Below are 19,049 nucleotides of genomic sequence, written 5' to 3'. Positions count from 1 at the left end.
GTGGCCGACGGGCCCACCGTCCGCGCCCTCACCACGTCACGGGCAGCTCCACCGGGAAACGACGGATGGTCTGGGTGTCCCAGGGGACGTCCTGGGCGGGTACCGCGAGGCGGAGCTCGGGAAGGCGGGTGAAGAGGACCTCGATCGCCGTCCTGAGTTCCGCGACGGCGAGTGTGCTGGCGATGCAGTGGTGGCCGCCCCAGCCGAACGTCATATGGGGATGAGCGGAGCGGTGGACGTCGATGATTTCAGGGTCCGCGAACACCGCGGGGTCCCGGTTGGCCGCGAGGTAGGAGACGTGGACGAAGTCACCGGCACGGATCATTACTCCTTCCAGTTCCACGTCCTGCAGCGCGACGCGCGGGATGCCGACGCCCTTGCGGAAGGGGATGTGCCGCAGGAGTTCGTCCAGCAGCCGGGGCAGTTGTTCCGGGCGGTGCCGCAGCAGGGAGCGAAGCTCGGGGCGGGTGAGCAGCGTGTAGGCGATATTGCTGATCTGGCAGGTGGCTGTGTCGTTGCCGCTGAGGATGAGAGTCAGTGCGAGGACGGCCAGCTCGTCGTCGCTCAGTGGCTCCTCCCCTTGGTCGCAGGCAGCCATGGTGTTGATGAGGTCGCTGCTCCCGTCCTCGCGCCGTTCGGCGACCAGCGTGGTGAAGTAGGCGCGCAGGTGCTGCTTGGCCTCGGCCGCCGCCTGCCGGGCATCGGGCGCGGTGGCGAGCATCTGCTGTGTGTGGCGCAGCATGAGGGGCCGGTCCGGGGCGGGTACGTCCATCAGGGCGCAGATGGTGTGGTTGGGCAGTTGCGCGGACAGGCCCTGCGCCAGGTCGGCCGGCGGCCCGTGCTCGACCATGTCGTCCACGAGCCGGTGGGCCACCTGTTCGATGGCCGGCGTCATGCGCTTGACGCTGCTCTGTGTGAAGGCCCGTGCGGCGGCATGGCGCAGCCGGGTGCTCCGCGGGGGGTCCATGACGTTGATCGACTCCGGGGAGACGATCGGCTCGGGGGTCATCCGGGGGTAGTCCCGTCCGACGATGGCGGCCCGGCTGAACCTGGGGTCGGTCGTCACCTGACGTACACCGTCGAAGGTGGTGACCAGCCACGCCTCGGCTTCGCCGTAGGGCAGTCGGATACGGCTGACCGGGCCGCTGGCCATGAGCTGTGCGAGGGACGGGTCGAAGGCGAGGTGCTCGCTGAAGTCGAAGGGGCAGGCGGCGGTGTGAGCCATGTGTACTCCTGTACTCCTGAGCGCGCGCGGCGGTGCGGCCATGTGGGCGGAACCGGTGGGCCCGGGCCACGGCCGCCCGGCCCGTGGGGGACATTTCGCATAGTGCGGCAGAGCGCCGCTCCGTGCATCCAGTGCCGGTCAGACGGCAGAAAGCAGGGAGACGTGCCCGATCCCACCCTTCAGACACCACGGCAGCCGACTGTGGACGTGCTGGTCGTCGGCGGCGGACCGACCGGCCTCACCCTCGCCTGCGATCTGGCCAGGCGCGGCGTGCGGACCCATGTCATCGAGACGGCCGACGAGCTTTCCGCCGGTTCGCGCGGCAAGAGTCTGCAGGCACGCACGCTGGAGACGTTCGACGACCTGGGCGTCGACGACGCGCTGAAGGCGGCCGGCGCCGCCTTCCCTCCCATGCAGACCTGGCGCGACGGCGAGCGCCAGGGCGAGTGGCAGCTCATCGAGCCGGACCCCGAGGCCCCGGTGTCACGTCACCCGCAGCAGTGGCTGGTCCCCCAGTGGCGTACGCAGGACATCCTGCGCGACCGGCTGCTGGAGCTGGGCGGAACCCTGGAGTGCGGTGCCCGGCTCACTTCCCTCACTCAGGCGGACACGCACGTGACGGCCGAGGTGGCACGGACCGACGGGGGCAGCCGCGTGATGACAGCGCTGTACCTGGTGGGCGCCGACGGCAGCCACAGCACGGTGCGCGAGTCGTTGGGCATCGCCATGAAGGGTGAGGATCGTGGGCTGCGCTCGGCTGTGGTGGCGGACGTACGTGTCAGGGGCCTGGACCGAGATCACTGGCACATCTGGCCCGACGACCCGCCCGGGGAACTGCTGCTGTGCCCCCTGCCCGGAACGGCCGACTTCCAGCTGAACGCCAAGATCACCGGGGAGGAGTTCACCGCGACGCCAGAGACCGTGCGCGGTCTGGTCGCCGCCCGCACCCACCTGCCCTCGGACGCCGTCACGGACGTGCGGTGGTGCTCGTTCTACCGGCCCCGCACCGCACTGGCCGAACGTTTCCGCCAAGGGCGCGTCCTGCTCGCCGGGGACGCCGCTCACCTCCACCCGCCCGGCGGCGGCCAAGGGCTGAACATCGGCGTGCAGGACGCCTACAACCTCGGCTGGAAGCTCGGCCAGGTCATCGCCTGCCACGCCCCGGACACGCTGCTGGACAGCTACGAGGCCGAGCGTCGGCCCGCCGCTGCGGGCGTCCTGGACCTCAGCACCCGCCTGTACCGAGCCGGTCGCAAGCCCGAGGACGGTGACCAGTCCCGCTACCGCGGGCGGGTCTGCCATCTGCTGTCGGTGCACTACCGGGGCAGTGAGCTTTCCGTCGACGCCCGCGAACGCCGTTCTGCGGCCGGTGTCCAGGCCGGCGACCGCGTGCCCGACCTCGCGTGCGTCACCCCCGACGGCTCCTGCCGGAATCTCTTCGACCTGCTGAGAGGCCCGCACTTCACGCTGCTCGCGGTGAACTGTGCGCCGCCCGCGGTGACGGCGGGTATCCGCACGCACCAGGTGACGGACGGGCCGCTCGCCCGGGAACTCGGCACAGGACTGTTTTTGATCCGCCCCGACCACCACATCGGTCTGGCCGCCGACGGCCCGGAACAGCTCGGCCGCTACCTGGCGCGCTTCGGTCTGCGGAACACCGAGACGCAGAGGACGCTCGGCGCCGCTGCTCCTGGGCGTCGCGGGGCACGCGGGTAGACGACGTCCGTCCGGGCCGTGCCGACGGCGCCCGCTGGGGGCCGGACGGCGCTGCCGCTCACCCTCAGCCCGGTGCGGTGACCGACCGGCCGAGATGCCGGGCGAGGAACCGGACCGCGTTGTCGGCCTCGAACCCGGGCAGTTCCATGTGCTTGCTGGAGTGCCTGGTTGTCGAGGCGCTCCCGGCGACGCCGGTGTCAATCGCCGACCGTAACGGGAAGGGGAGCACCCATGTCGATACAGCGTTCGTGGGCCCTCCTCGGGCGGTGTCAGGGACAGGGTGTGGCCGACATGAGGACGCGCCGGCCGGTGGCGGGACAGCACAAGGTCCGCAAGCGAAATACCGTTGGCGGTCTCCCCGAATCATCTCTACGCTGAGCCGGTGGCCATGGGGAAAACGTCGTGCGTCTGCCTCCCCTGCCGGGTCTCGTACAAGCAGCCTCATGACACAACAAGGCAGCGATCCTGCCCGCGCTGCACCCAGCTCATGATGCACGCCGGATCGGCGTTCGCGACGCCCCCGCGGCGAGACGTCGCTTCATGGCGGACCCTCAGTGTGCTGCTCAACGCAGGCGTGGGCTTCCACAAGAGCTGCTGCGGAGGGCCAGGGTTCCGACCTCGGAAGCCGCGCGAGATACGTGGACGAATGACGTACGCGCAGCGCAGCGGCACACCGATCGCTGAAGCCCTCGCACGGCGTGATATTGCGGCTTGAACAACCCCGCTGATGTTGACAATCCCTCTTCCGACCGCCGCCATCAGATGTGCTCGCACGTGATCGCCGCAGCATGTGGCGACTGGGATACGGCTGATCCGACCCCCTCGTGGCTACGAGGTCATCACGAAGGGGGCGGGAGAGTGGTTACATAGCAGGTTTGCGTGCGTCCTACCGTAAGGGCGGATCCGGGGGGGGCGATGAGGCATCGGTGGCGGCGAGGGCTACTGGCCGTGGTGGTGGGGCTGCTGGTGGCGGGATGTTTCGCCCCGTCGCCGCCGATGTTCGGCGATGGGGAGGCGGTGCCCGAGGAGGCCTCGCGTGTTCCACTGCCGGTGCGGCCGGGCCCCGATGGCACCTGGGCACTGAACGCCCCCGCGGCGGGGCTGCTCGGCCAGGGCCGCACGCTGGTCCGCCTGGATGGCGCAGAGAACGAGGGCTGGCGGCTGGCATTGCCGGCCGAATTCGCGTTGACCTCGCACCAGCCCGGCGCGGCGCACTCCGTGCTCGGCGGTGGTCGCCGGGTGGTGCTGGTCGGCGGCAGGGACGGCCGCCGGGGGCCGAGTGCGATCGCCGGGCTCGACCCGGAGCGGGGGCTCCTGATCTGGCGTCAGGCCTTGCCGCCCGGCAGTCAGGTTTTCCTGTCGGAGAACAGCTCCGTGGTACTGACGGCGGTCTGCCGCCCCAGGTCCTGCCGCCTCACCGGCTGGGACGCCTGGTCCGGTGTACTCCGGTGGACGCGCGCAGTGTCCGGGGCGGTAGGGGTCGTCTGCCAGGCCGACGCGCTCGCCACCGCCAACGGGCGCAGTGAGGACCAATGCGGGCCCTATCTGGTCACCCCCGACCGTGTCGGCACTGTTGACCCGGGCGACGGCGGGCTTCACTGGCAGGCGGGGCTGCGGCCGCCCGACGGCATCGTCGATCGAATCATCAAGGACAACGACCGGGTCATCATGGTCACCGCACCGGCCAAGGGCAGCTGCCGCGCCACCGTCCTCGCCAGCGGGGTGGAATCCGGTGACGGGGACCGCGGCTGGCGGTACAGCTTCGTCTGGGACCAGCCTCAGGCCCCGCGCGACGCGCGCACCGGATGCCGCTGGGACCGCACTCTTCCCCTGATCGTCGGCTTCCGCATGGTACTGCCGGACGCCAAAGGCGCCCTGGTCGTCGATCCCTACTTCGGCACCCTGCGCCCCTCCCGGCGACTGGCCCCGGGCGAGTACCTGGTCACCTACGGCACCATGAACGAGATCATCCGCGCGCCCGGCCGCCCGGACCGGCTCCTGTACGCGGGCGCCGACCAGCTGGTCCGGCCCCACGGGCTGAGCCCCGCGGCGCGGTCCGTCACCGACGGCTTCTGGCAGGACGGCCACCGCCTGCTCCTACTGGACCACCGGGGCAATACCCTCTGGCGGGGCACATCGGACTGCCAGGCGTTCCGGCACGCAGATAAAGCCGTCGGCGGGCCGCTCACCTACTGCGACGGCAACGACCTGGTGACCCTGCGGCCCGTGCACAAAGACTGACAGCCCCGTACCACCGGCCGGCAGGCACCGCTTGGTGGCGTACCGGCCTGGGCAGGGCCGCGCCGGCCGGGTGGCCGTCGCACATCCGCCCCACGGACGCGAGTGACGGTGCGAAGTAGACGGAACCTATCCACCGCGGTCACAGGCCCAAAGCGGAGTGGCCCGGAGCTTGCAGCAGTCCCATCCACAGGATTTGACAATTCCTCCGGCAGACCTGCCGTCCGTCCTGACGGGCAAGGTAGCGGTCCATCTTCGCTGCCCGGCGGCTCGGTCCGGGCTGGGCCTGCGGGACTTGCCGGCACGGACGATGCGTGATCCGGACGGGTCGCACGGCCGGGCCCCCAAGGGGGGCACGGCGTAGTTCGGGCCACTCCGCGACACAGTCTCAAACGATCGGTAAGGGCCCGTCGGCAGCTTGCCGGCGGGCCCTTGTGCGGACGCCCTCAACTGGCCTTCCGGCCCGGGGGCGAGGTCACCGTCTGCGGCTCCAGCCGCCGCCGACACCGGCCACCTGCAGAGCCAGGCACAGCAAACCCAGCAACATGACGTTCGTCGAAGAGAACACATCGTTGGTGCTGATCTCTGCCGCGTTGATCAAGAACGCGAAGAAGAACAGCACCGCCGCGACTATGCCGAGCATGAAACGAGCTCCTCTCGAAGGGGGTGAAGCCCGTATGCCCCGCCTCCGCCCCGGCAGACACCAGACTTCCGGCCGACCCGTCCGCGCGGGTCCCGGCCGGTGTACACGGGGGACGGACACGGTCGGCTCGTGCCCCCTGGCGAAGTGCTGCTCGGCCGCGGATCACTCCGCCGGGCGATGCCGGCTCGCTTGCCCCTCCGGAAGGATCAGCGCGACCGTTCCTTCTCCCCTTTCGAGGAATCGCATGCAACTGTGATCTTGGGCCTTGTCGCCGCTCTGTCCCTGGCGACCCTCGTCGTGCCGAGCACGAGCGCGTCAGCCGCCGCGCCACCCCCCGTGTCCCGGCGGTTCGGTCTGCTTCTTCAGTGAAACGGACTTCCGCGGCTCGAGCCGGGAATGGACGGCCGCCAGCGGCTACCGCGACCTGCCTCCACAACTCCATGACGACGTCGGCTCGTTCGTGGCCGCCACCGACGCCTTGCTTCATCAACTGGGCGCCGAAGGAGACGCGTCAGGTGCGCAACGGCGACTGGCGCCGCGCGTACAAGGGTGACTTCGGCGACCGGATCGACGGAGTGGGCAGCGGACGCTGCTGACTGCGCCCCACCGCCATCAGTGTCGCTCGCTCGGGGAACGGTCACCGCGACCGTTCCCCGAACGCTTGCGTCACGGCCCTCCCTTCGGGCCGCATCCCCCGCAACGGGCCGGGAACGGCACTGACACCATGAGCGCTTCCCCGTCCACCGAACCGGGCGCCTCCCCGCCTCTCCCGTCTGGGTGGAGTCGATGGGCCGACCCTCGATCGTCATCCCGGTCTCCGCGTCGGCCGCATGCCGCGGATGTACGGAGACGGGGGTCATGGCGGGAGAAGCCCCCGCTCCTGACGACTGCGACCGGGCCTGCGCGGTGGACGATCTGGCCGGTGTGATCGCTGTGGGCGGGAGTGGTGCGCAGGCACTGGTGCCGGCGGACGAGCCGGCCACCAGCTGCTGTCCGCCCGAGCGGCCGGGCTTTCCTTCGGTGGCTCGCCGCCGACTCCGCAATCGGGTTGAAGGCCGCAGCCGAGGCCGTCCTGGCGGACCCGGCCACCGCTTGGGAGACGTGCGGCACGTGGGTGTCGGACGGTCCAGCCGTGCTCATGGATTCCGCCGAAGCAGAGTCCGAACTCGACACCGCGTATCCCGGCGGTGGGATGCCCGCCCAGGCACCGGTGCCGCTGCCCGCCGGCCACTTCAGAGTTCTGGCCACCCACACGAAGACGGACGGGCGAAACCGGGTGGGCCTGGTTCGGATTCTCCCCGTCGATGGCTGAACCAGTCGTGGCGTGGGTGCAGTTCACGAGGCGTCCACTGACGGACGGCCACGGTTCGGCGTGATCGTACGATCGCCGTTTCGGGCGCCGGGTACGGGACCAGCTTGCGTCGTCCGACTGCACACGGCCCGAGAATAGGCCTAGACCTTCCCATGATCACCGGCTAGGCTCTGCCGCGCATATTCCGAGAGCGCTCTCAAGCTCTGCTGTTCCACCCCCACTCTGCTGGAACAACGAAGGGGCATCCCTTGAGACGCACCACGATCCTGCGCACCGGCCTGTCCGCTCTGCTCCTGCTCGGCTCCTGGGCGACCGCGAGCGCCCTGCCGGCTTCCGCCGCGGAGGGTCCCGCCCGCTCCACCGAAGCACCGGCGTCCGCCGAGCTCCTGACCGCGATGCAGCGCGACCTGGGGCTGACCCGAGACGAAGCGGAAGCACGCCTGACCGCCGAGAAGGCGGCGACAGCCGTCGAACGCAAGGCGCGCAGTGCCGCCGGTTCGGCCTACGGCGGCTCCTGGTTCGACGCCGACAGCGGCAAACTCACCGTCGCCGTCACCCGAGCCGCTCGCGCCGACGCCGTACGCGCGAGCGGAGCCGCCGTTCAGCTCGTGCGGTACGACGCCCGCCGACTCGACGCGGCGAAGGAGAGGCTCGACGCGCTGCGAGCCCCTGCCGGAGTCGGGAGTTGGCACGTGGATCCGAAGGTCAACAAGGTCGTCGTGAACATCGTCGCGTCACACCGGGACGACAACGATGTCCAGGCCTTCCTCTCCCGAGCCCGCCAGGCCGGTCCCGTGACGGTGCGACAGACCCCCGCCGCACCGCGCACCTTCGCCGCCGGCACCGTGGGCGGCGATCCCTACTACACCGGCAACGTGCGCTGTTCCATCGGCTTCTCGGTGCACGGAGGCTTCGTCACCGCCGGGCACTGCGGCTCACCGAGCGCGGCGGTGTACGGCTGGGACCGGTCCTACATCGGCAACTTCCAGGGGTCGTCGTTCCCGGGCAACGACTACGCCTGGGTGAACGTGGGCAGCGGCTGGTGGACCGTACCGGTGGTGCTCGGCTGGGGCACGGTCCCCGACCAGCTCGTCCGCGGCTCTGCCGAGGCCCCGGTGGGTGCGTCCGTCTGCCGTTCCGGTTCCACCACCCACTGGCACTGCGGCACGGTGCTGGCGAAGAACGAGACGGTGAATTACAGCCAGGGTGCCGTCCACCAGATGACGAAGACCAGCGTCTGCGCCGAGCCCGGTGACTCGGGCGGCTCCTTCATCAGCGGCGACCAGGCCCAAGGCGTCACCTCGGGTGGCTGGGGCAACTGCCGCAGCGGCGGCGCGACCTGGCACCAGCCCGTCAACGAGATCCTCAACCGGTACGGGCTGAGGCTGCACACAGCCTGACCGACCACCGGCACACCGAGCGGGCCCGTCGACGCAACCGGACGACGGTGCCCGCTCGGACCCCGCCTTGTCTTCGGAACTCAAGGCTCCTTCGCGCTGGAGGGCGGCGACCAACAGCCGGACAACGTCCGGGCCAGGAGGGCGCAGACGCGGATGACGGCGGCGGACAGGCCGACGGGCGCGGTCACCTGCCGACATCAGCAGCCCGGCGCTCCGCGGGCGACAACCCGGCCGGTATCGGGGCAACGGCCCGCGGAGGGGCGGGCCGGCAACGTGATGTTCACGAACAGCAGGCGCGGCCCGGGCCGCAGCCGCACGCGTCGCCTGCTCGAGACTCGGTTCGGGTGTCGTCCGCCGGGCCCGCGGTGGGGACGCAGCAGCCCTTGCCCTGCCAGGCGTCGCGGCCTTCCCTGACGGCCATGCCGGCGATGACGAGGGCGGCGAGCGGGTCGGCCCAGGACCAGCCAAGGGTGGCGTTGAGGACCAGGCCGACGAGGAGGAATGCCGACAGGTAGGTGCACAGCAGGGTCTGCTTGGAGTCGGCGACCGCGCTGGCGGAACCGAGTTCGCGACCGGCGCGACGCTGGGCTGCGGACAGGAACGGCATGATCGCCAGGGAGAGGGCGGCGAGGACGATGCCGGGGATGGAGCGTTCGGCTTCGCCGGTGCCGGTCAGAGCGCTGACGGCGTCGACGGTGACGTAGACGGCGAGGGCCAGGAACGAGACCGCGATGATGCGCAGGGTGCGCCGCTCGCGCGCTTCCCGCACCGCGTGGTCGGCTGGGGAGAACTGCCAGGCGACCGCGGCGGCGGAGGAGACTTCGATGACGGAGTCGAGCCCGAAGCCGATCAGGGCGGTGGAGGAGGCGATCGTGCCGGCGGTGATGGCGACGATCGCCTCGATGACGTTGTAGGCGATCGTAACGGCGACCAACAACCGTATGCGACGGGTGAGTGCGTCGCGGCGGGCGGGGCTCGGGCCGAGGGAGAGCGCGGTCATCAGCAGCATCCCTCCGTGTCGGCGTCGGGGCAGGTGCGATCCGTTTCCACGGCCACCACGGCGGTGCGCAGGTGGTCCAGGGCATCTGCGATGCGGTCGTCGGCGAGTTCATAGCGCGTGCGGCGGCCGTCCGGGATGGCGACGACCAGGCCGCAGTCGCGCAGGCAGGCCAGGTGGTTCGACAGTCGGGTGCGGGAGACGCCGAGCGTCTCGGCGAGGTCCGACGGGTAGGCGGCCGCCTTCCGCAGGGCCAGCAACAGCCGGCAGCGGATGGGGTCTGCGAGAGCGCGGCCGAAGCGCGTGAGCACCTCGACGTCCGGGGCGATGGTCAGCACCCCAGGAGAGTACAAGAATTTCTGAATTCAGGACAACCTGAACTGTCGGCTTCCGGCTGACTGCGCGGTGACGCGTCGACGTACCGAGCACCCGCGCAGGGTCGGTGGTGCCGCCGGGCCCCGCATGGGGTCCGATGCTCACAGCCCGATGGTCACAGTCGGGATGCTTCACGGTCCCGGGCGGCGCCGAACGTGCCATTCCGTGGTGGAGTCGGGTCATGTCCTCACCGCCCGTGGATGACCAGGACTCCCCGGCGCCTCCCCGGCGCGAACGCCCTTCCCGGCTGACCGACATCGCCGTCGCCCTGCTGTTCGCGGTAGCGGACGCCGTGATTGTGGTCGTCGGCGCGATATGGCACTTCGTGATCGGCATGGGAACCGCACCGTCGCCGGACTCCCCGCGCCCCGCGCAGTCCCGCGACATTCCTGTTCTGATCTGGCTCGTCATCTGGGGGATTCCGGCCGTGGCCGCGGCCGGTGCCTTCGTGCACGCCCGTCTGAGGATGCCTGTCACCGCAGTCGTGCAAGGGTTGTTCACCCTCGTCTGCACACTGCTGGCCGTGGCGTGGACACGCATGCTGCTGTCGTAGCGCCGGACGCTGCAGGCTCGCTGGGGCGAGGAGCACGGCGAGCGCACCGTGCCGTTCAAGAAGGACCACCTCGAGCCAAGATCGATTGTCAGTGGTGGGTGAGAAGGTGGAGACATCAAGCCGGAACAAGGGGGAGCTGTGATGTCCGGAAGCCAGAATTACATCAATCACGTCGCTCTAGTGCTGGATGCCAGCTCATCCATGTCGCACCTGAGCCGCAAGGTCGTCGAAGTCGCCGACCAGCAGATCGCGTATCTCGCCCGCCGTTCCAGGGAATTGGATCAGGAAACCCGCGTCACGGTGTACGCCTTCGCCGACAAGGTGGAGTGCGTCATCTACGACAAGGACGTGCTGCGCATGCCGTCGCTGAAGCAGTTGTACCGGACCGGTGGAATGACGGCCCTCCTGGCAGCCGCCCTCAAGTCACAGAGCGAGCTGGCTCAAACGGCCCAACTGTACGGCGACCACAGCTTTCTGACGTTCGTTCTGACCGACGGGCAGGAGAACGCGAGCCACCGCTGCCCGGATTCCCCCACCGGGGATCCGTGTCAATTGGTCCAGGCCGTGGCCCAGATGATCGAGACACAGCAGGACAACTGGACGCTGGCCGTCCTGGTGCCCGACCAAATGGGCAAGCGCGAGGCCATGCAGTGCGGTTTCCCCAAGGACAACATCGCCATATGGGACGCCACCAGCACACAGGGCCTGGAGGAGGCCGGGCAGGTCATCCGGCAGGCCACCGAGAACTTCATGATGGGCCGCACCCAGGGCATCCGGGGATCGCGAGCGGTGTTCTCCACCGGCGCGGAAGCCGTCAACGAAGACACCATCAGGGCTGCCGGCCTCACCCCGGTCGACCCGTCGAAGTACCAGCTGATCCCCGTGGCCCGCGACGCGGCGATCAGGGAATGGGTGACCGAGTGCGGGCACACCTACCAGACCGGTAAGGCGTTCTACCAACTGAGCAAGTCGGAGAAGATCCAGGCGCAGAAGCAGATCGCGGTGCTGGAGAAGAAGACGGACCGCGTGTTCACGGGGCCCGCGGCCCGAACCCTGCTCGGACTGCCCGCTACGGAAGTCCGCGTCAAGCCGGACCACAACGACCACTTCACCATCTTCGTGCAGAGCACCAGCGTCAATCGGAAGCTCATACCGAACACGCGGCTGCTGCTCATGCTCTGACCATTCCGGAAGCAGGTGGGGGTGCCGGGTGTCGGAGCGTCGCCACTCCGGCACCCCGCCATCCTTACCGCTTACCGCTGTCGGCCAATTCAGAAGCCCGTGAGTTCATTCCCGCAACGCGTACCGCGGGGCTTTCGAGGCCGAGCCGGACTTCCCTTGAGTGTCCGTCCGCCTACAGGCCGAGTTCGCGATCGCCGAGTGGGGCGAAGAAGCGCTCGACCTCGGCCTCGGTGACCTCGGTGAGGGTTTTCGGTGACCACCGCGGCCTGCGGTCTTTGTCGATGACCTGGGCCCGGATTCCCTCCACCAGGTCGGGTGTGGCCAGGGCGGCGCAAGAGACGCGGTATTCCTGGTTCAGGACCGGCACCAGCGCGCCGAGTTTCCGGGCACGGCGCAGGGAGGCGAGGGTGACCTTGAGGGCGGTCGGCGACTTGGCGAGCAGGGTCTCCGCGGCCTCTTTGGCGGCGGGGTCACCATGCGCGAGCAGCCGACGCACGATCTCCTCTACGGTGTCTGCGGAGTAGCAGGCGTCGATCCAGTCACGCCGGGCGGTCAGAACCCCGGGCGGAGGGGTCCGCACAAGGCCGGCCATGGCCTCCCCTGCCGGCGCGTCGGCCAGGGCGTCGAGGAGGTCCGGCAGCAAGGCCGACGGCACGTAGTGGTCGGCGAGCCCGCACAGCAGCGCGTCGGCGGCCGAGATGTGAGCGCCCGTCAGGGCAAGGTGGGTGCCCAACTCCCCGGGGGCCAGGGCGAGCAGATGGGTGCCGCCCACGTCCGGCACGAAACCGATGCCGGTCTCCGGCATGGCGACCCGGGACCGCTCGGTGACGACACGGACGCTGCCGTGCGCCGACAGGCCGACTCCGCCACCCATGACGATGCCGTCCATCACGGCGACGTACGGCTTGGGACAGCGGGCGATACGGGCGTTGAGGCGGTACTCGTCGCGCCAGAACAAGGCGGAGGCAGAGCCGTCACCGTCGCGGGCGTCGTCGTGGATGGCACGGATGTCACCGCCGGCACACAGGCCGCGCTCTCCCGCGCCCGTGAGGACGACGGTCTTCACGGCCGGGTCCCGCTCCCACGCGGTCAGCACCTCGTCGATACGGCGGACCATGGTGTGGGTGAGGGCGTTCAGGGCCCGAGGCCGGTTGAGCGTGATGTGGGCGGCGCGCCCGCTGATGCGGAAGAGGACGGGTTCCCGTTCCTCGGCTCCGCTCATCGAAGGGCCTCCCCCGGGCCGTGGGCCACGATGACGCGCATGTCTTGTCGATCCTTTCCTCTCGGGTGGGGTACGGCGTCCGCCGCACCGGGGCCGAACCACCTTGCCACGCGCACCCTACGATGCGTTGAGACCTTCCTGGCCGCCAGTGCGATCAGGCCGAAGGCTCGTCGGTCGGCGAAGGCACGGCACACGGGCGGAGGACCATGAGCGAGTCCTCCAGGGTCGCCACCATGGCAAAGGGGAAGCGGTCCAGCTCAAGACAGAGTGCGATGTCATCGGGATGCACCCCCTGACGCACCCCCTCCGCGAGCTCGGCGGCGGCACGCGAGTCGCCGGCGCGGCGGAGGAACTCGGCCGCATCCATGTCGGCCCCGGTGGCCCTCCTCGCGATGTATTGAGCGCACGCCAGGTCTTCATCGGCCTGTCCGCCCTCACCGGTGACCACGAACGTGACACGGTCGCACGCACGAGCCCGCAGGAGCACGGCCGTCGCCTCCGCCACCACGAAGCCGGCGCACAGCACCAGCGACGCCTCCTTGACCGCCAGGGCGCCGACCGTCCCTGCTGTGGTCTTCTGGACAACGGTCCGTCCGTCGAGGTCGGCCGAGCGCAACAGGCCCGGCGAGTGGACCCTGTCGAAGCCGGGCGCTGGCGGCCCGTCCTTGAGCGTCACCCACTCCGGGTGGCGAGCCTTCAGCGCCAGGGCTTCGTCCAGCGACTCGGCAAGAACGATCTTCTCCGCCCCTCGGGCGAAGACCCAGGCAGCCACCGTGAAAGCACGCATGACGTCGACCACGACCGCCACGGGCGGCGCTTCGGGCAGGTCGGCGATGCCAAGGAAACGTGCCTCCATCCGGCCATGATCGCCCATGTCCGGTCCGAACATCCCGAGCGTGACACGCATCACCCTCGGCGCCACCGCCGCGCCCGAGACACCAGGGGATGTGGACTGTCGCCGTTGCGTCCCACGGAGGGGCGGGCGCCGTTCGGCGGGCGGCGTGTGTGCGCTACATTTTGCCTCTCCTTGACCGCGATCAGTCATGATCCCTAGCTTCGGAGTTGGCAACCCCATGAGCGACATCGTCAACGGACTCGGGCGGGCCACTGCGTACGGCGGTCTGGGCCTGGTTCTGTTGGTCCTCGGCATCGTCCTGGTCGACGTGCTGACGCCCGGAAAACTCGGCCGCCAGATCTGGGAGCAGCGCAATCGCAATGCCGCCACGGTCCTCAGCTCCGCGCTGCTCGGTATCGGCGGCATCGTGTTCACGTCCATCTGGACGACCTACGAGGACTTCGGCAAGGGACTTGTCTCGACCGCGGCGTTCGGCCTTCTGGGACTGGTGATGATGGCGGTGGCGTTCTGGGTGGTGGACCTGGTCACCCCGGGCCGCCTCGGTGCCACGCTGGTCGAGGCGGAGCCTCATCCTGCGGTCTGGGTGACGGCCTCCTGCAACCTCGCTGTCTCGGCCATCGTTTCCGCGTCCATCGCCTGAACCGCCGACTTGCCCGGACGGCCCTCCCCCTGGCCTACGGGTGTCCGACCTCCCCGCACGAGCGGACGGCGCTTCAGCAGGTCTTTCGACAAGACCTGAACGACCCGGCTGGCCTCCTGCAGCCGTCCCGCAGCGCGTGCGGACGTAGCGGAACGGCTGCGTCATGTCGCACGCGGGGTGAAGCGCTTCACGCTGGTGCCGCCGTGAGGGTGCGGGCCATGTGGTCGCTGAGGTGCGGCGGCCAGTCGAGCCGGGCGTTGCCGAGAGGTGGTCACCGGGCGGGACGGACAGGTATCCGCCGACCGGCGCCAGTCGCGGTCAGGGACTCGCCGTTCGTCACGCCGGGGATGACGTCCTGGTCACCGTCCACGACCAGCAGCGGGGCGGCGACGCGGAGTGCCAGGCCGGCGAGGTCCAAGTGCCGGGCGAAGTCACGGGCGGCATCGGACCTTCCGGCACGGCAGGTCAGCATGTCCCCTACGGGCGGGGGTCAGTTACGGCCAGTCAATTCCATGGGCAACCCGGAGACCATCCCGCCCTACACGCACGGTGGGCGCTCCTTCCCGGCCGGGCGGATCATCATGGGCGAGCGCAAGGACAGCGGGGCACGTCCGTCGAAGGTGATGCGGACGCTGCTCGCATCGCAGGGCTTGCAGGACCCGCTACTGCTGGACACCTCCCGGCTGAGCGTGGGGCCCGTCGACGAGTTCGTGCAGTTCCTGCCCGCCGACACCCCGCGCGGCTGGCGCATCGGCGTCGCCGACCCCGAGGCGGGGCTGCGGCTGCTGCGCGACGCCAAGCGCGACGGCCACGGCACGACGAAGACGTTCTCCGTCCCGGGCCGCAGTCACACCCCGGCCCCATGGAGACCATCGACCAGGCGCTCGCCTCCCGTCATCTGGTGGCCGACAACGAGATGGCCGCGCGGCGCATCGCGGCCAACCTGGAGATCCTCACACGCGAGACGGGGGTCACCGACGCGGAGATCGTGCGGGTGCCCGCGCTGTACGCCCGTGACTCGGAGGCCCTGACCGCCGACGGACGAGAGGTTCCCGTTCCGCGCCTGACGCGCATGGGCGCCGGCTCCGGCCTCGTGGACAGCCTCGGTGAACACGGCCAGCAGAAATGGCTCGCCGAGAACCCGGCCGCCTCGCGTGCGGCGGCTCCGACAACGGTGACGACCAACGCATACGTTCCGGGCGCGGTCAACGGCGTGCTCCTCGGACGCGACCGCTACCTGGCCCCAGGCCAGTGGGGGCCCGTCATCGGCGGCAAGGACATCTTCACGGAAGCCGTGACCGCCGCTTACCAGCGGGTCGGCATGACGGTGTCGTACATCGACGCCTGGTACACGTACCACCTCGGAATGGGCGAAGTGCACTGCGGCACCAACACCTTGCGCGACGCGAGCGCCGCATGGTGGCGACAGCCGGTCGTGGGCCGCGACAGGGCGTAGAGGCGCCCCCGGCCGGGCCACCATCGGCCGATGGGCGCGGCAGCGGGCATGCTCCCTGCCACCAGGCGTACGCCTCGGAGGCTCGCCTCCGAGGCCAAGCCGAGTGCTGTCCGGCTTGTACAGGGCGCCCACTGCAAGACGGCTGACTTCCAGGCCACAGCGCGACCGGATCCGGCTCGCCCTCGGAAGAGGGCCTGCGCCTGCTCGCCTCGCCGACGGCCATCCACCACGTCAGCCCGGCCGTGTCAACCCCCATCTGACCGCGCCGGCATTCGGCGCTCCCGCGGTTCAAGGAGTCCGCGTGTGGTGGTCCAGCAAGCGTGTGAGCATCCGCATGAACTGGTCGCGCTCGGCGGGGTTCAGCGGTGCGAGCAGTGTGTCGTGAAGGTCGTCCAGGGTCTCGTCGAGGCGGCGCAGATGGTGGCGGCCCCGAGGGGAGATCGTGATGACGTTGCGGCGCCGGTCGCCGGGATCGGGGATCCGCTCGACGAGGTCACGCCCGGCCAGTTCGTTCAACACGCCGACCATGTCGCTGCGGAAGATCCCGGAACGCCTGCTCAGCTCCGCCTGGCTGGCCGGTCCGTACTCCTCCAGTGAGGCCAGAACGGCGTAGTGCCACTTACGGGCGTCGACTCGGGCCAGTCCTTCGGTGACCAGTCGGTCCGACCGCATGGTGAGTTGAGACAGCAGCCGACTCGCCTGCCGACGCAGTCGGTCAGGCGTTCCAACTCCCCCTTCGTCGGGCAGGCCCGCTGTTTCGGCTCCGATCATGACTCCACCCCCTTTGCGTTAGTCAGACTAACGATATACGTTCACACGGACCGAAAACGTTAGCGCGACACCGCCCGAGCCCAGGTGAGGAAGAATGTGCCGGTAAAGACGCTGCGGATCCCCAGCGAGGACGGCCTGGCCGACGCCTTCGCCGTCCTCCCCGACCACGGCGGGCGGCACCCGGGGGTGCTGATGTACACGGACGGTTTCGGCATCCGGCCGGTGCTGCGGGAGATGGCGGGCGAACTCGCCGGGCACGGGTACTACGTGCTCGTCCCCCATCTCTTCTACCGTCACGGCCCCGCTCCGGTGATCACACTTCCGGAGCACATCGGAGAAGAGGCCCGGCCCGCGATCATGGCCCGGCTGATGCCCTTGATCCAGGAGCACACGACCGAACGCGTCCTGCGTGACGCCGACGCCTACCTCGACTTCCTCACCGCCCAGCCCGAGGTCAGTGCCGGACCGGTCGCGGTGACCGGCTACTGCATCGGCGGCCTCCTGGCGATGCGGACCGCCGCCGCCCACCCCGGCCTGGTGGCCGCCGTCGCCTCGTTCCACGGCCCCGTGATCGTCGACGGTCCCGACAGCCTGCACCTTTCCCAGCTGACCGCCCGGGTCCATCTCGGCCACGCCGAAACCGACATGACGCCCGAGACCCTGGGCGAGCTCAATCATGCGCTGGACGCCGCGGGTGTCGACCACACCTCCGAGATCTACCCCGGCACCGTCCACGGCTTCACCATGTCCGACACCGATGCCTTCAACCCCTCCGCGCTGCAACGTCATTGGGACCGCCTGCTTCCGCTCCTCGATCGCACCCTGGCCGGCGGTTGACCCTCCTGCAGCACAGTGCCCTCCTGGAGCATCACCTGAACCTCCCGGTCGCCCGGTGCGTCCTGCCGATGCAGCGGACAGCCGGTGACCTCACTCCGGAACCGAGCCGGCTCAAGGCATCCGAACAGTCGACAGCCACGGCACCACGGATACCGCGCAGGTCAGGCCAGCCGGCCTCACTCCAGCACAGCGCCCCAGGAACTGCTGTTCACTCCAGGACACTGACAGCATCACGGAATCGCTCGCACGGCCTGCGATAGGTTCCCCGCCATGACGGTACTGGGGCCCCTGGCCTGGCCACCCGCCCCCGTGAAGACCGAGCGGCTCGTACTCCGCGAGTCCGAGGCGCGGGACCGGGCGGCGTTCATCGAGCTGTTCTCCTCGCCGGAGGTGCACACGTACCTCGGCGGCCCTCGACCGCGTGACGCACTCGAACACGCGCTGCCCGAGATACCCGGGCGGCGCCCTGGCCTCTTCGTGATCGATCTCGACGGAGCGATGATCGGCATGGTCACACTGGATCGACGTGACGCAGAACGTCCGGGTCACATCCGTCCGGATGGCGGGGAGGCCGAACTCGGCTACACGTTCCTGCCGCAGGCGTGGGGGCGCGGGTACGCCGCCGAGGCGTGCGCGGCCGCGCTCGACTGGTTCGCCGACGCATGTCCCGGCGAGCCGGTGGTGCTCTGCACCCAGACCGCCAATGTCCGCTCCCTGCGCCTCGCGGGCAAGCTCGGGTTCACCGAGGTGGAGCGCTTCGAGGAGTTCGGCGCCGAGCAGTGGTTCGGCGTGTGGCCCTCGATCGCTCCCTCCGGCTGAGCGAGCCGTCGCACTCCGTGTGGCATCGCGGTGGGCGGAGTGGAGCGTCCGGGGCGGAGTGAAGCGCCCGAGGTAAGCGCCCGGGGCGGAGTGGAACGCCCGGGGCAAGCGCCCGGGGCGGAGTGGAACGCCCGGGGCAAGCGCCCGGGGCGTGATGTGAACGCCCCCTCCGGGCCGCGGTGCCCGCCGTCCGGTCGTCGTGCTGCTCGCAGCGGACGCTCACGCGGCCGGCCACCGCCTCGCAGCAGTGGCCGGTCATGACTCCGGCTACTCCGTGATCGGAGACGCCGCGGTGCAACCGCCTGCACTCACGAGGCCCTTGGCGCTCTGTTCATCGAGCACTTTGCCCTCGTAGACGATCTTGCAGGTCACCTGAGAACCCTCGGGGTCCGCGGCGACCGGCATGACGGCCGCAGGCATGATGCCCCGCAGGGTGACCGTCTTCTTCCAGGGCAGCTTCGGCTTGGACACCGAATCGGCCTTCGGCTCCATGGCCTTGCCGCCGCCGCCGTGGAAGTCGATCGAGTCGATGTTCTTCCCCGTGACCTCGTAGGTGACCTCGTACGTTGTGTCCACTGCCTTGTCGACCTGGTCGACCGCCTCGGAACAGGAGCTGAGGCCGAGTGCGAGACAGGTGACAGCCACGGTATGGACGGCTGCACGGACCATGCTGCTCATATGGATCCCCCCGGATCATGAAAGGTCAGAGCCGTAGCCAAGCGCAAAGGGAAAGCACGGTCAACTTCCGGGCGGCCACGAGGAGGACGAACCGTTGTGAATCCACTCGCCGGGCGCTCTTTCCGCCGG

At 69.7% G+C, this 19,049-nt stretch carries 20 protein-coding genes and 3 pseudogenes; 14 read left to right on the top strand and 9 right to left on the bottom strand.

The window, feature by feature from the left end; all coding sequences use genetic code 11:
* Window positions 1-28: 28 nt before the first annotated feature.
* A complete protein-coding gene (locus ABTX62_RS05505) occupies window positions 29-1,225 on the bottom strand; it encodes a cytochrome P450 (protein ID WP_352114942.1) in 1,197 nt (398 codons plus the stop codon).
* A gap of 162 nt (window positions 1,226-1,387) precedes the next feature.
* Between ABTX62_RS05505 and ABTX62_RS05500 the strand changes: the two genes are divergently transcribed.
* The 3 genes from ABTX62_RS05500 (at window position 1,388) to ABTX62_RS05490 (ending at window position 5,182) form a co-directional block, all read left to right on the top strand.
* A complete protein-coding gene (locus ABTX62_RS05500; protein WP_352114941.1) occupies window positions 1,388-2,941 on the top strand; it encodes an FAD-dependent oxidoreductase in 1,554 nt (517 codons plus the stop codon).
* Between the two features lie 382 nt (window positions 2,942-3,323).
* Window positions 3,324-3,656: a deoxyxylulose-5-phosphate synthase gene (locus ABTX62_RS05495; RefSeq protein ID WP_352114940.1), complete on the top strand. Its 333-nt coding sequence runs from the start codon at window positions 3,324-3,326 to the stop codon at window positions 3,654-3,656.
* A 200-nt stretch (window positions 3,657-3,856) separates the two neighbouring features.
* Complete coding sequence (locus tag ABTX62_RS05490; protein WP_352114939.1) at window positions 3,857-5,182, top strand: PQQ-binding-like beta-propeller repeat protein; 1,326 nt, start codon at window positions 3,857-3,859, stop codon at window positions 5,180-5,182.
* 472 nt (window positions 5,183-5,654) lie between these two features.
* Here ABTX62_RS05490 and ABTX62_RS05485 read toward each other — a convergent pair whose 3' ends face one another.
* Window positions 5,655-5,822 carry a hypothetical protein gene (locus ABTX62_RS05485; protein WP_283970683.1) on the bottom strand — a complete coding sequence of 56 codons (168 nt, stop codon included), beginning with the start codon at window positions 5,820-5,822 and terminating at the stop codon, window positions 5,655-5,657.
* A 265-nt stretch (window positions 5,823-6,087) separates the two neighbouring features.
* Between ABTX62_RS05485 and ABTX62_RS05480 the strand changes: the two are divergent.
* The 5 genes and pseudogenes from ABTX62_RS05480 to ABTX62_RS05460 form a co-directional block, all read left to right on the top strand.
* Window positions 6,088-6,225 (top strand): annotated as a pseudogene (locus tag ABTX62_RS05480) (peptidase inhibitor family I36 protein); the annotation flags it as partial.
* 37 nt (window positions 6,226-6,262) lie between these two features.
* Window positions 6,263-6,418: a hypothetical protein gene (locus ABTX62_RS05475; RefSeq protein WP_352115043.1), complete on the top strand. Its 156-nt coding sequence runs from the start codon at window positions 6,263-6,265 to the stop codon at window positions 6,416-6,418.
* Window positions 6,419-6,608: 190 nt separating this feature from the next.
* Window positions 6,609-6,764, top strand: a pseudogene (locus ABTX62_RS05470) (Imm21 family immunity protein); the annotation flags it as partial.
* A 1-nt stretch (window position 6,765) separates the two neighbouring features.
* Entirely contained in the window at window positions 6,766-7,134 is a 369-nt protein-coding gene (locus tag ABTX62_RS05465) for an Imm21 family immunity protein (RefSeq protein WP_352114938.1), read from the top strand.
* A gap of 248 nt (window positions 7,135-7,382) precedes the next feature.
* Complete coding sequence (locus ABTX62_RS05460) at window positions 7,383-8,534, top strand: S1 family peptidase (RefSeq protein WP_352114937.1); 1,152 nt, start codon at window positions 7,383-7,385, stop codon at window positions 8,532-8,534.
* A gap of 280 nt (window positions 8,535-8,814) precedes the next feature.
* Here the strand turns inward: ABTX62_RS05460 and ABTX62_RS05455 are convergent, their stop codons facing one another.
* Together ABTX62_RS05455 and ABTX62_RS05450 are read right to left on the bottom strand one after the other, a co-directional pair.
* Window positions 8,815-9,543: a cation efflux transmembrane domain-containing protein gene (locus ABTX62_RS05455; RefSeq protein ID WP_352114936.1), complete on the bottom strand. Its 729-nt coding sequence runs from the start codon at window positions 9,541-9,543 to the stop codon at window positions 8,815-8,817.
* The gene (locus ABTX62_RS05450) at window positions 9,534-9,869 is read right to left on the bottom strand and encodes an ArsR/SmtB family transcription factor (protein ID WP_352114935.1); all 336 of its coding nucleotides are present in this window, start codon (window positions 9,867-9,869) and stop codon (window positions 9,534-9,536) included. Before ABTX62_RS05450 ends, ABTX62_RS05455 begins: the two co-directional genes overlap by 10 nt.
* A 218-nt stretch (window positions 9,870-10,087) precedes the next feature.
* On the opposite strand from ABTX62_RS05450, the gene ABTX62_RS05445 reads away from it, so the two are divergent.
* Window positions 10,088-10,459, top strand: a complete 372-nt coding sequence (locus ABTX62_RS05445; RefSeq protein WP_352114934.1) for a hypothetical protein — start codon at window positions 10,088-10,090, stop codon at window positions 10,457-10,459.
* Window positions 10,460-10,600: 141 nt separating this feature from the next.
* Window positions 10,601-11,641: a vWA domain-containing protein gene (locus ABTX62_RS05440; RefSeq protein WP_352114933.1), complete on the top strand. Its 1,041-nt coding sequence runs from the start codon at window positions 10,601-10,603 to the stop codon at window positions 11,639-11,641.
* 172 nt (window positions 11,642-11,813) lie between these two features.
* Here ABTX62_RS05440 and ABTX62_RS05435 read toward each other — a convergent pair whose 3' ends face one another.
* A complete protein-coding gene (locus ABTX62_RS05435) occupies window positions 11,814-12,863 on the bottom strand; it encodes an enoyl-CoA hydratase/isomerase family protein (protein WP_352114932.1) in 1,050 nt (349 codons plus the stop codon).
* Between the two features lie 154 nt (window positions 12,864-13,017).
* Window positions 13,018-13,719, bottom strand: a complete 702-nt coding sequence (locus ABTX62_RS05430) for a 2-phosphosulfolactate phosphatase (protein WP_352115041.1) — start codon at window positions 13,717-13,719, stop codon at window positions 13,018-13,020.
* 217 nt (window positions 13,720-13,936) lie between these two features.
* Here ABTX62_RS05430 and ABTX62_RS05425 point away from each other — a divergent pair, with 217 nt between their 5' ends.
* A complete protein-coding gene (locus ABTX62_RS05425) occupies window positions 13,937-14,359 on the top strand; it encodes a DUF350 domain-containing protein (RefSeq protein WP_283970674.1) in 423 nt (140 codons plus the stop codon).
* 271 nt (window positions 14,360-14,630) lie between these two features.
* On the opposite strand, the gene ABTX62_RS05420 is transcribed toward ABTX62_RS05425, so the two are convergent.
* Window positions 14,631-14,831, bottom strand: a complete 201-nt coding sequence (locus tag ABTX62_RS05420; protein WP_352114931.1) for a hypothetical protein — start codon at window positions 14,829-14,831, stop codon at window positions 14,631-14,633.
* 31 nt (window positions 14,832-14,862) lie between these two features.
* Here ABTX62_RS05420 and ABTX62_RS05415 point away from each other — a divergent pair.
* A pseudogene (locus ABTX62_RS05415) lies at window positions 14,863-15,815 on the top strand (protein-arginine deiminase family protein); the annotation flags it as partial.
* A 288-nt stretch (window positions 15,816-16,103) separates the two neighbouring features.
* Here ABTX62_RS05415 and ABTX62_RS05410 read toward each other — a convergent pair.
* Window positions 16,104-16,586, bottom strand: a complete 483-nt coding sequence (locus ABTX62_RS05410) for a MarR family winged helix-turn-helix transcriptional regulator (protein ID WP_352114930.1) — start codon at window positions 16,584-16,586, stop codon at window positions 16,104-16,106.
* Window positions 16,587-16,682: 96 nt separating this feature from the next.
* Here ABTX62_RS05410 and ABTX62_RS05405 point away from each other — a divergent pair, with 96 nt between their 5' ends.
* Entirely contained in the window at window positions 16,683-17,423 is a 741-nt protein-coding gene (locus ABTX62_RS05405) for a dienelactone hydrolase family protein (RefSeq protein WP_352114929.1), read from the top strand.
* A gap of 270 nt (window positions 17,424-17,693) precedes the next feature.
* Entirely contained in the window at window positions 17,694-18,242 is a 549-nt protein-coding gene (locus tag ABTX62_RS05400; protein WP_352114928.1) for a GNAT family N-acetyltransferase, read from the top strand.
* A 267-nt stretch (window positions 18,243-18,509) separates the two neighbouring features.
* On the opposite strand, the gene ABTX62_RS05395 is transcribed toward ABTX62_RS05400, so the two are convergent.
* Entirely contained in the window at window positions 18,510-18,920 is a 411-nt protein-coding gene (locus ABTX62_RS05395; protein ID WP_352114927.1) for an MmpS family transport accessory protein, read from the bottom strand.
* Between the last annotated feature and the right edge of the window lie 129 nt (window positions 18,921-19,049).

This window comes from Streptomyces sp. NPDC096046, from assembly GCF_040303285.1.
Classification (GTDB): domain Bacteria; phylum Actinomycetota; class Actinomycetes; order Streptomycetales; family Streptomycetaceae; genus Streptomyces.
Note: the sequence above shows the minus strand (reverse complement) of the source record. Positions and strands in the feature narration are given on the sequence as shown.

Bases quoted from the DNA above. Each gene is read 5' to 3' on its own strand.
- ABTX62_RS05505 (WP_352114942.1), bottom strand. From the start codon at position 1,225: ATGGCTCACACCGCCGCCTGCCCCTTCGACTTCAGCGAGCACCTCGCC.
- ABTX62_RS05490 (WP_352114939.1), top strand. From the start codon at position 3,857: ATGAGGCATCGGTGGCGGCGAGGGCTACTGGCCGTGGTGGTGGGGCTG.
- ABTX62_RS05485 (WP_283970683.1), bottom strand. From the start codon at position 5,822: ATGCTCGGCATAGTCGCGGCGGTGCTGTTCTTCTTCGCGTTCTTGATC.
- ABTX62_RS05475 (WP_352115043.1), top strand. From the start codon at position 6,263: ATGACGACGTCGGCTCGTTCGTGGCCGCCACCGACGCCTTGCTTCATC.
- ABTX62_RS05455 (WP_352114936.1), bottom strand. From the start codon at position 9,543: ATGCTGCTGATGACCGCGCTCTCCCTCGGCCCGAGCCCCGCCCGCCGC.
- ABTX62_RS05445 (WP_352114934.1), top strand. From the start codon at position 10,088: ATGTCCTCACCGCCCGTGGATGACCAGGACTCCCCGGCGCCTCCCCGG.
- ABTX62_RS05440 (WP_352114933.1), top strand. From the start codon at position 10,601: ATGTCCGGAAGCCAGAATTACATCAATCACGTCGCTCTAGTGCTGGAT.
- ABTX62_RS05435 (WP_352114932.1), bottom strand. From the start codon at position 12,863: ATGAGCGGAGCCGAGGAACGGGAACCCGTCCTCTTCCGCATCAGCGGG.
- ABTX62_RS05430 (WP_352115041.1), bottom strand. From the start codon at position 13,719: ATGGAGGCACGTTTCCTTGGCATCGCCGACCTGCCCGAAGCGCCGCCC.
- ABTX62_RS05425 (WP_283970674.1), top strand. From the start codon at position 13,937: ATGAGCGACATCGTCAACGGACTCGGGCGGGCCACTGCGTACGGCGGT.
- ABTX62_RS05420 (WP_352114931.1), bottom strand. From the start codon at position 14,831: ATGCTGACCTGCCGTGCCGGAAGGTCCGATGCCGCCCGTGACTTCGCC.
- ABTX62_RS05410 (WP_352114930.1), bottom strand. From the start codon at position 16,586: ATGATCGGAGCCGAAACAGCGGGCCTGCCCGACGAAGGGGGAGTTGGA.
- ABTX62_RS05400 (WP_352114928.1), top strand. From the start codon at position 17,694: ATGACGGTACTGGGGCCCCTGGCCTGGCCACCCGCCCCCGTGAAGACC.
- ABTX62_RS05395 (WP_352114927.1), bottom strand. From the start codon at position 18,920: ATGAGCAGCATGGTCCGTGCAGCCGTCCATACCGTGGCTGTCACCTGT.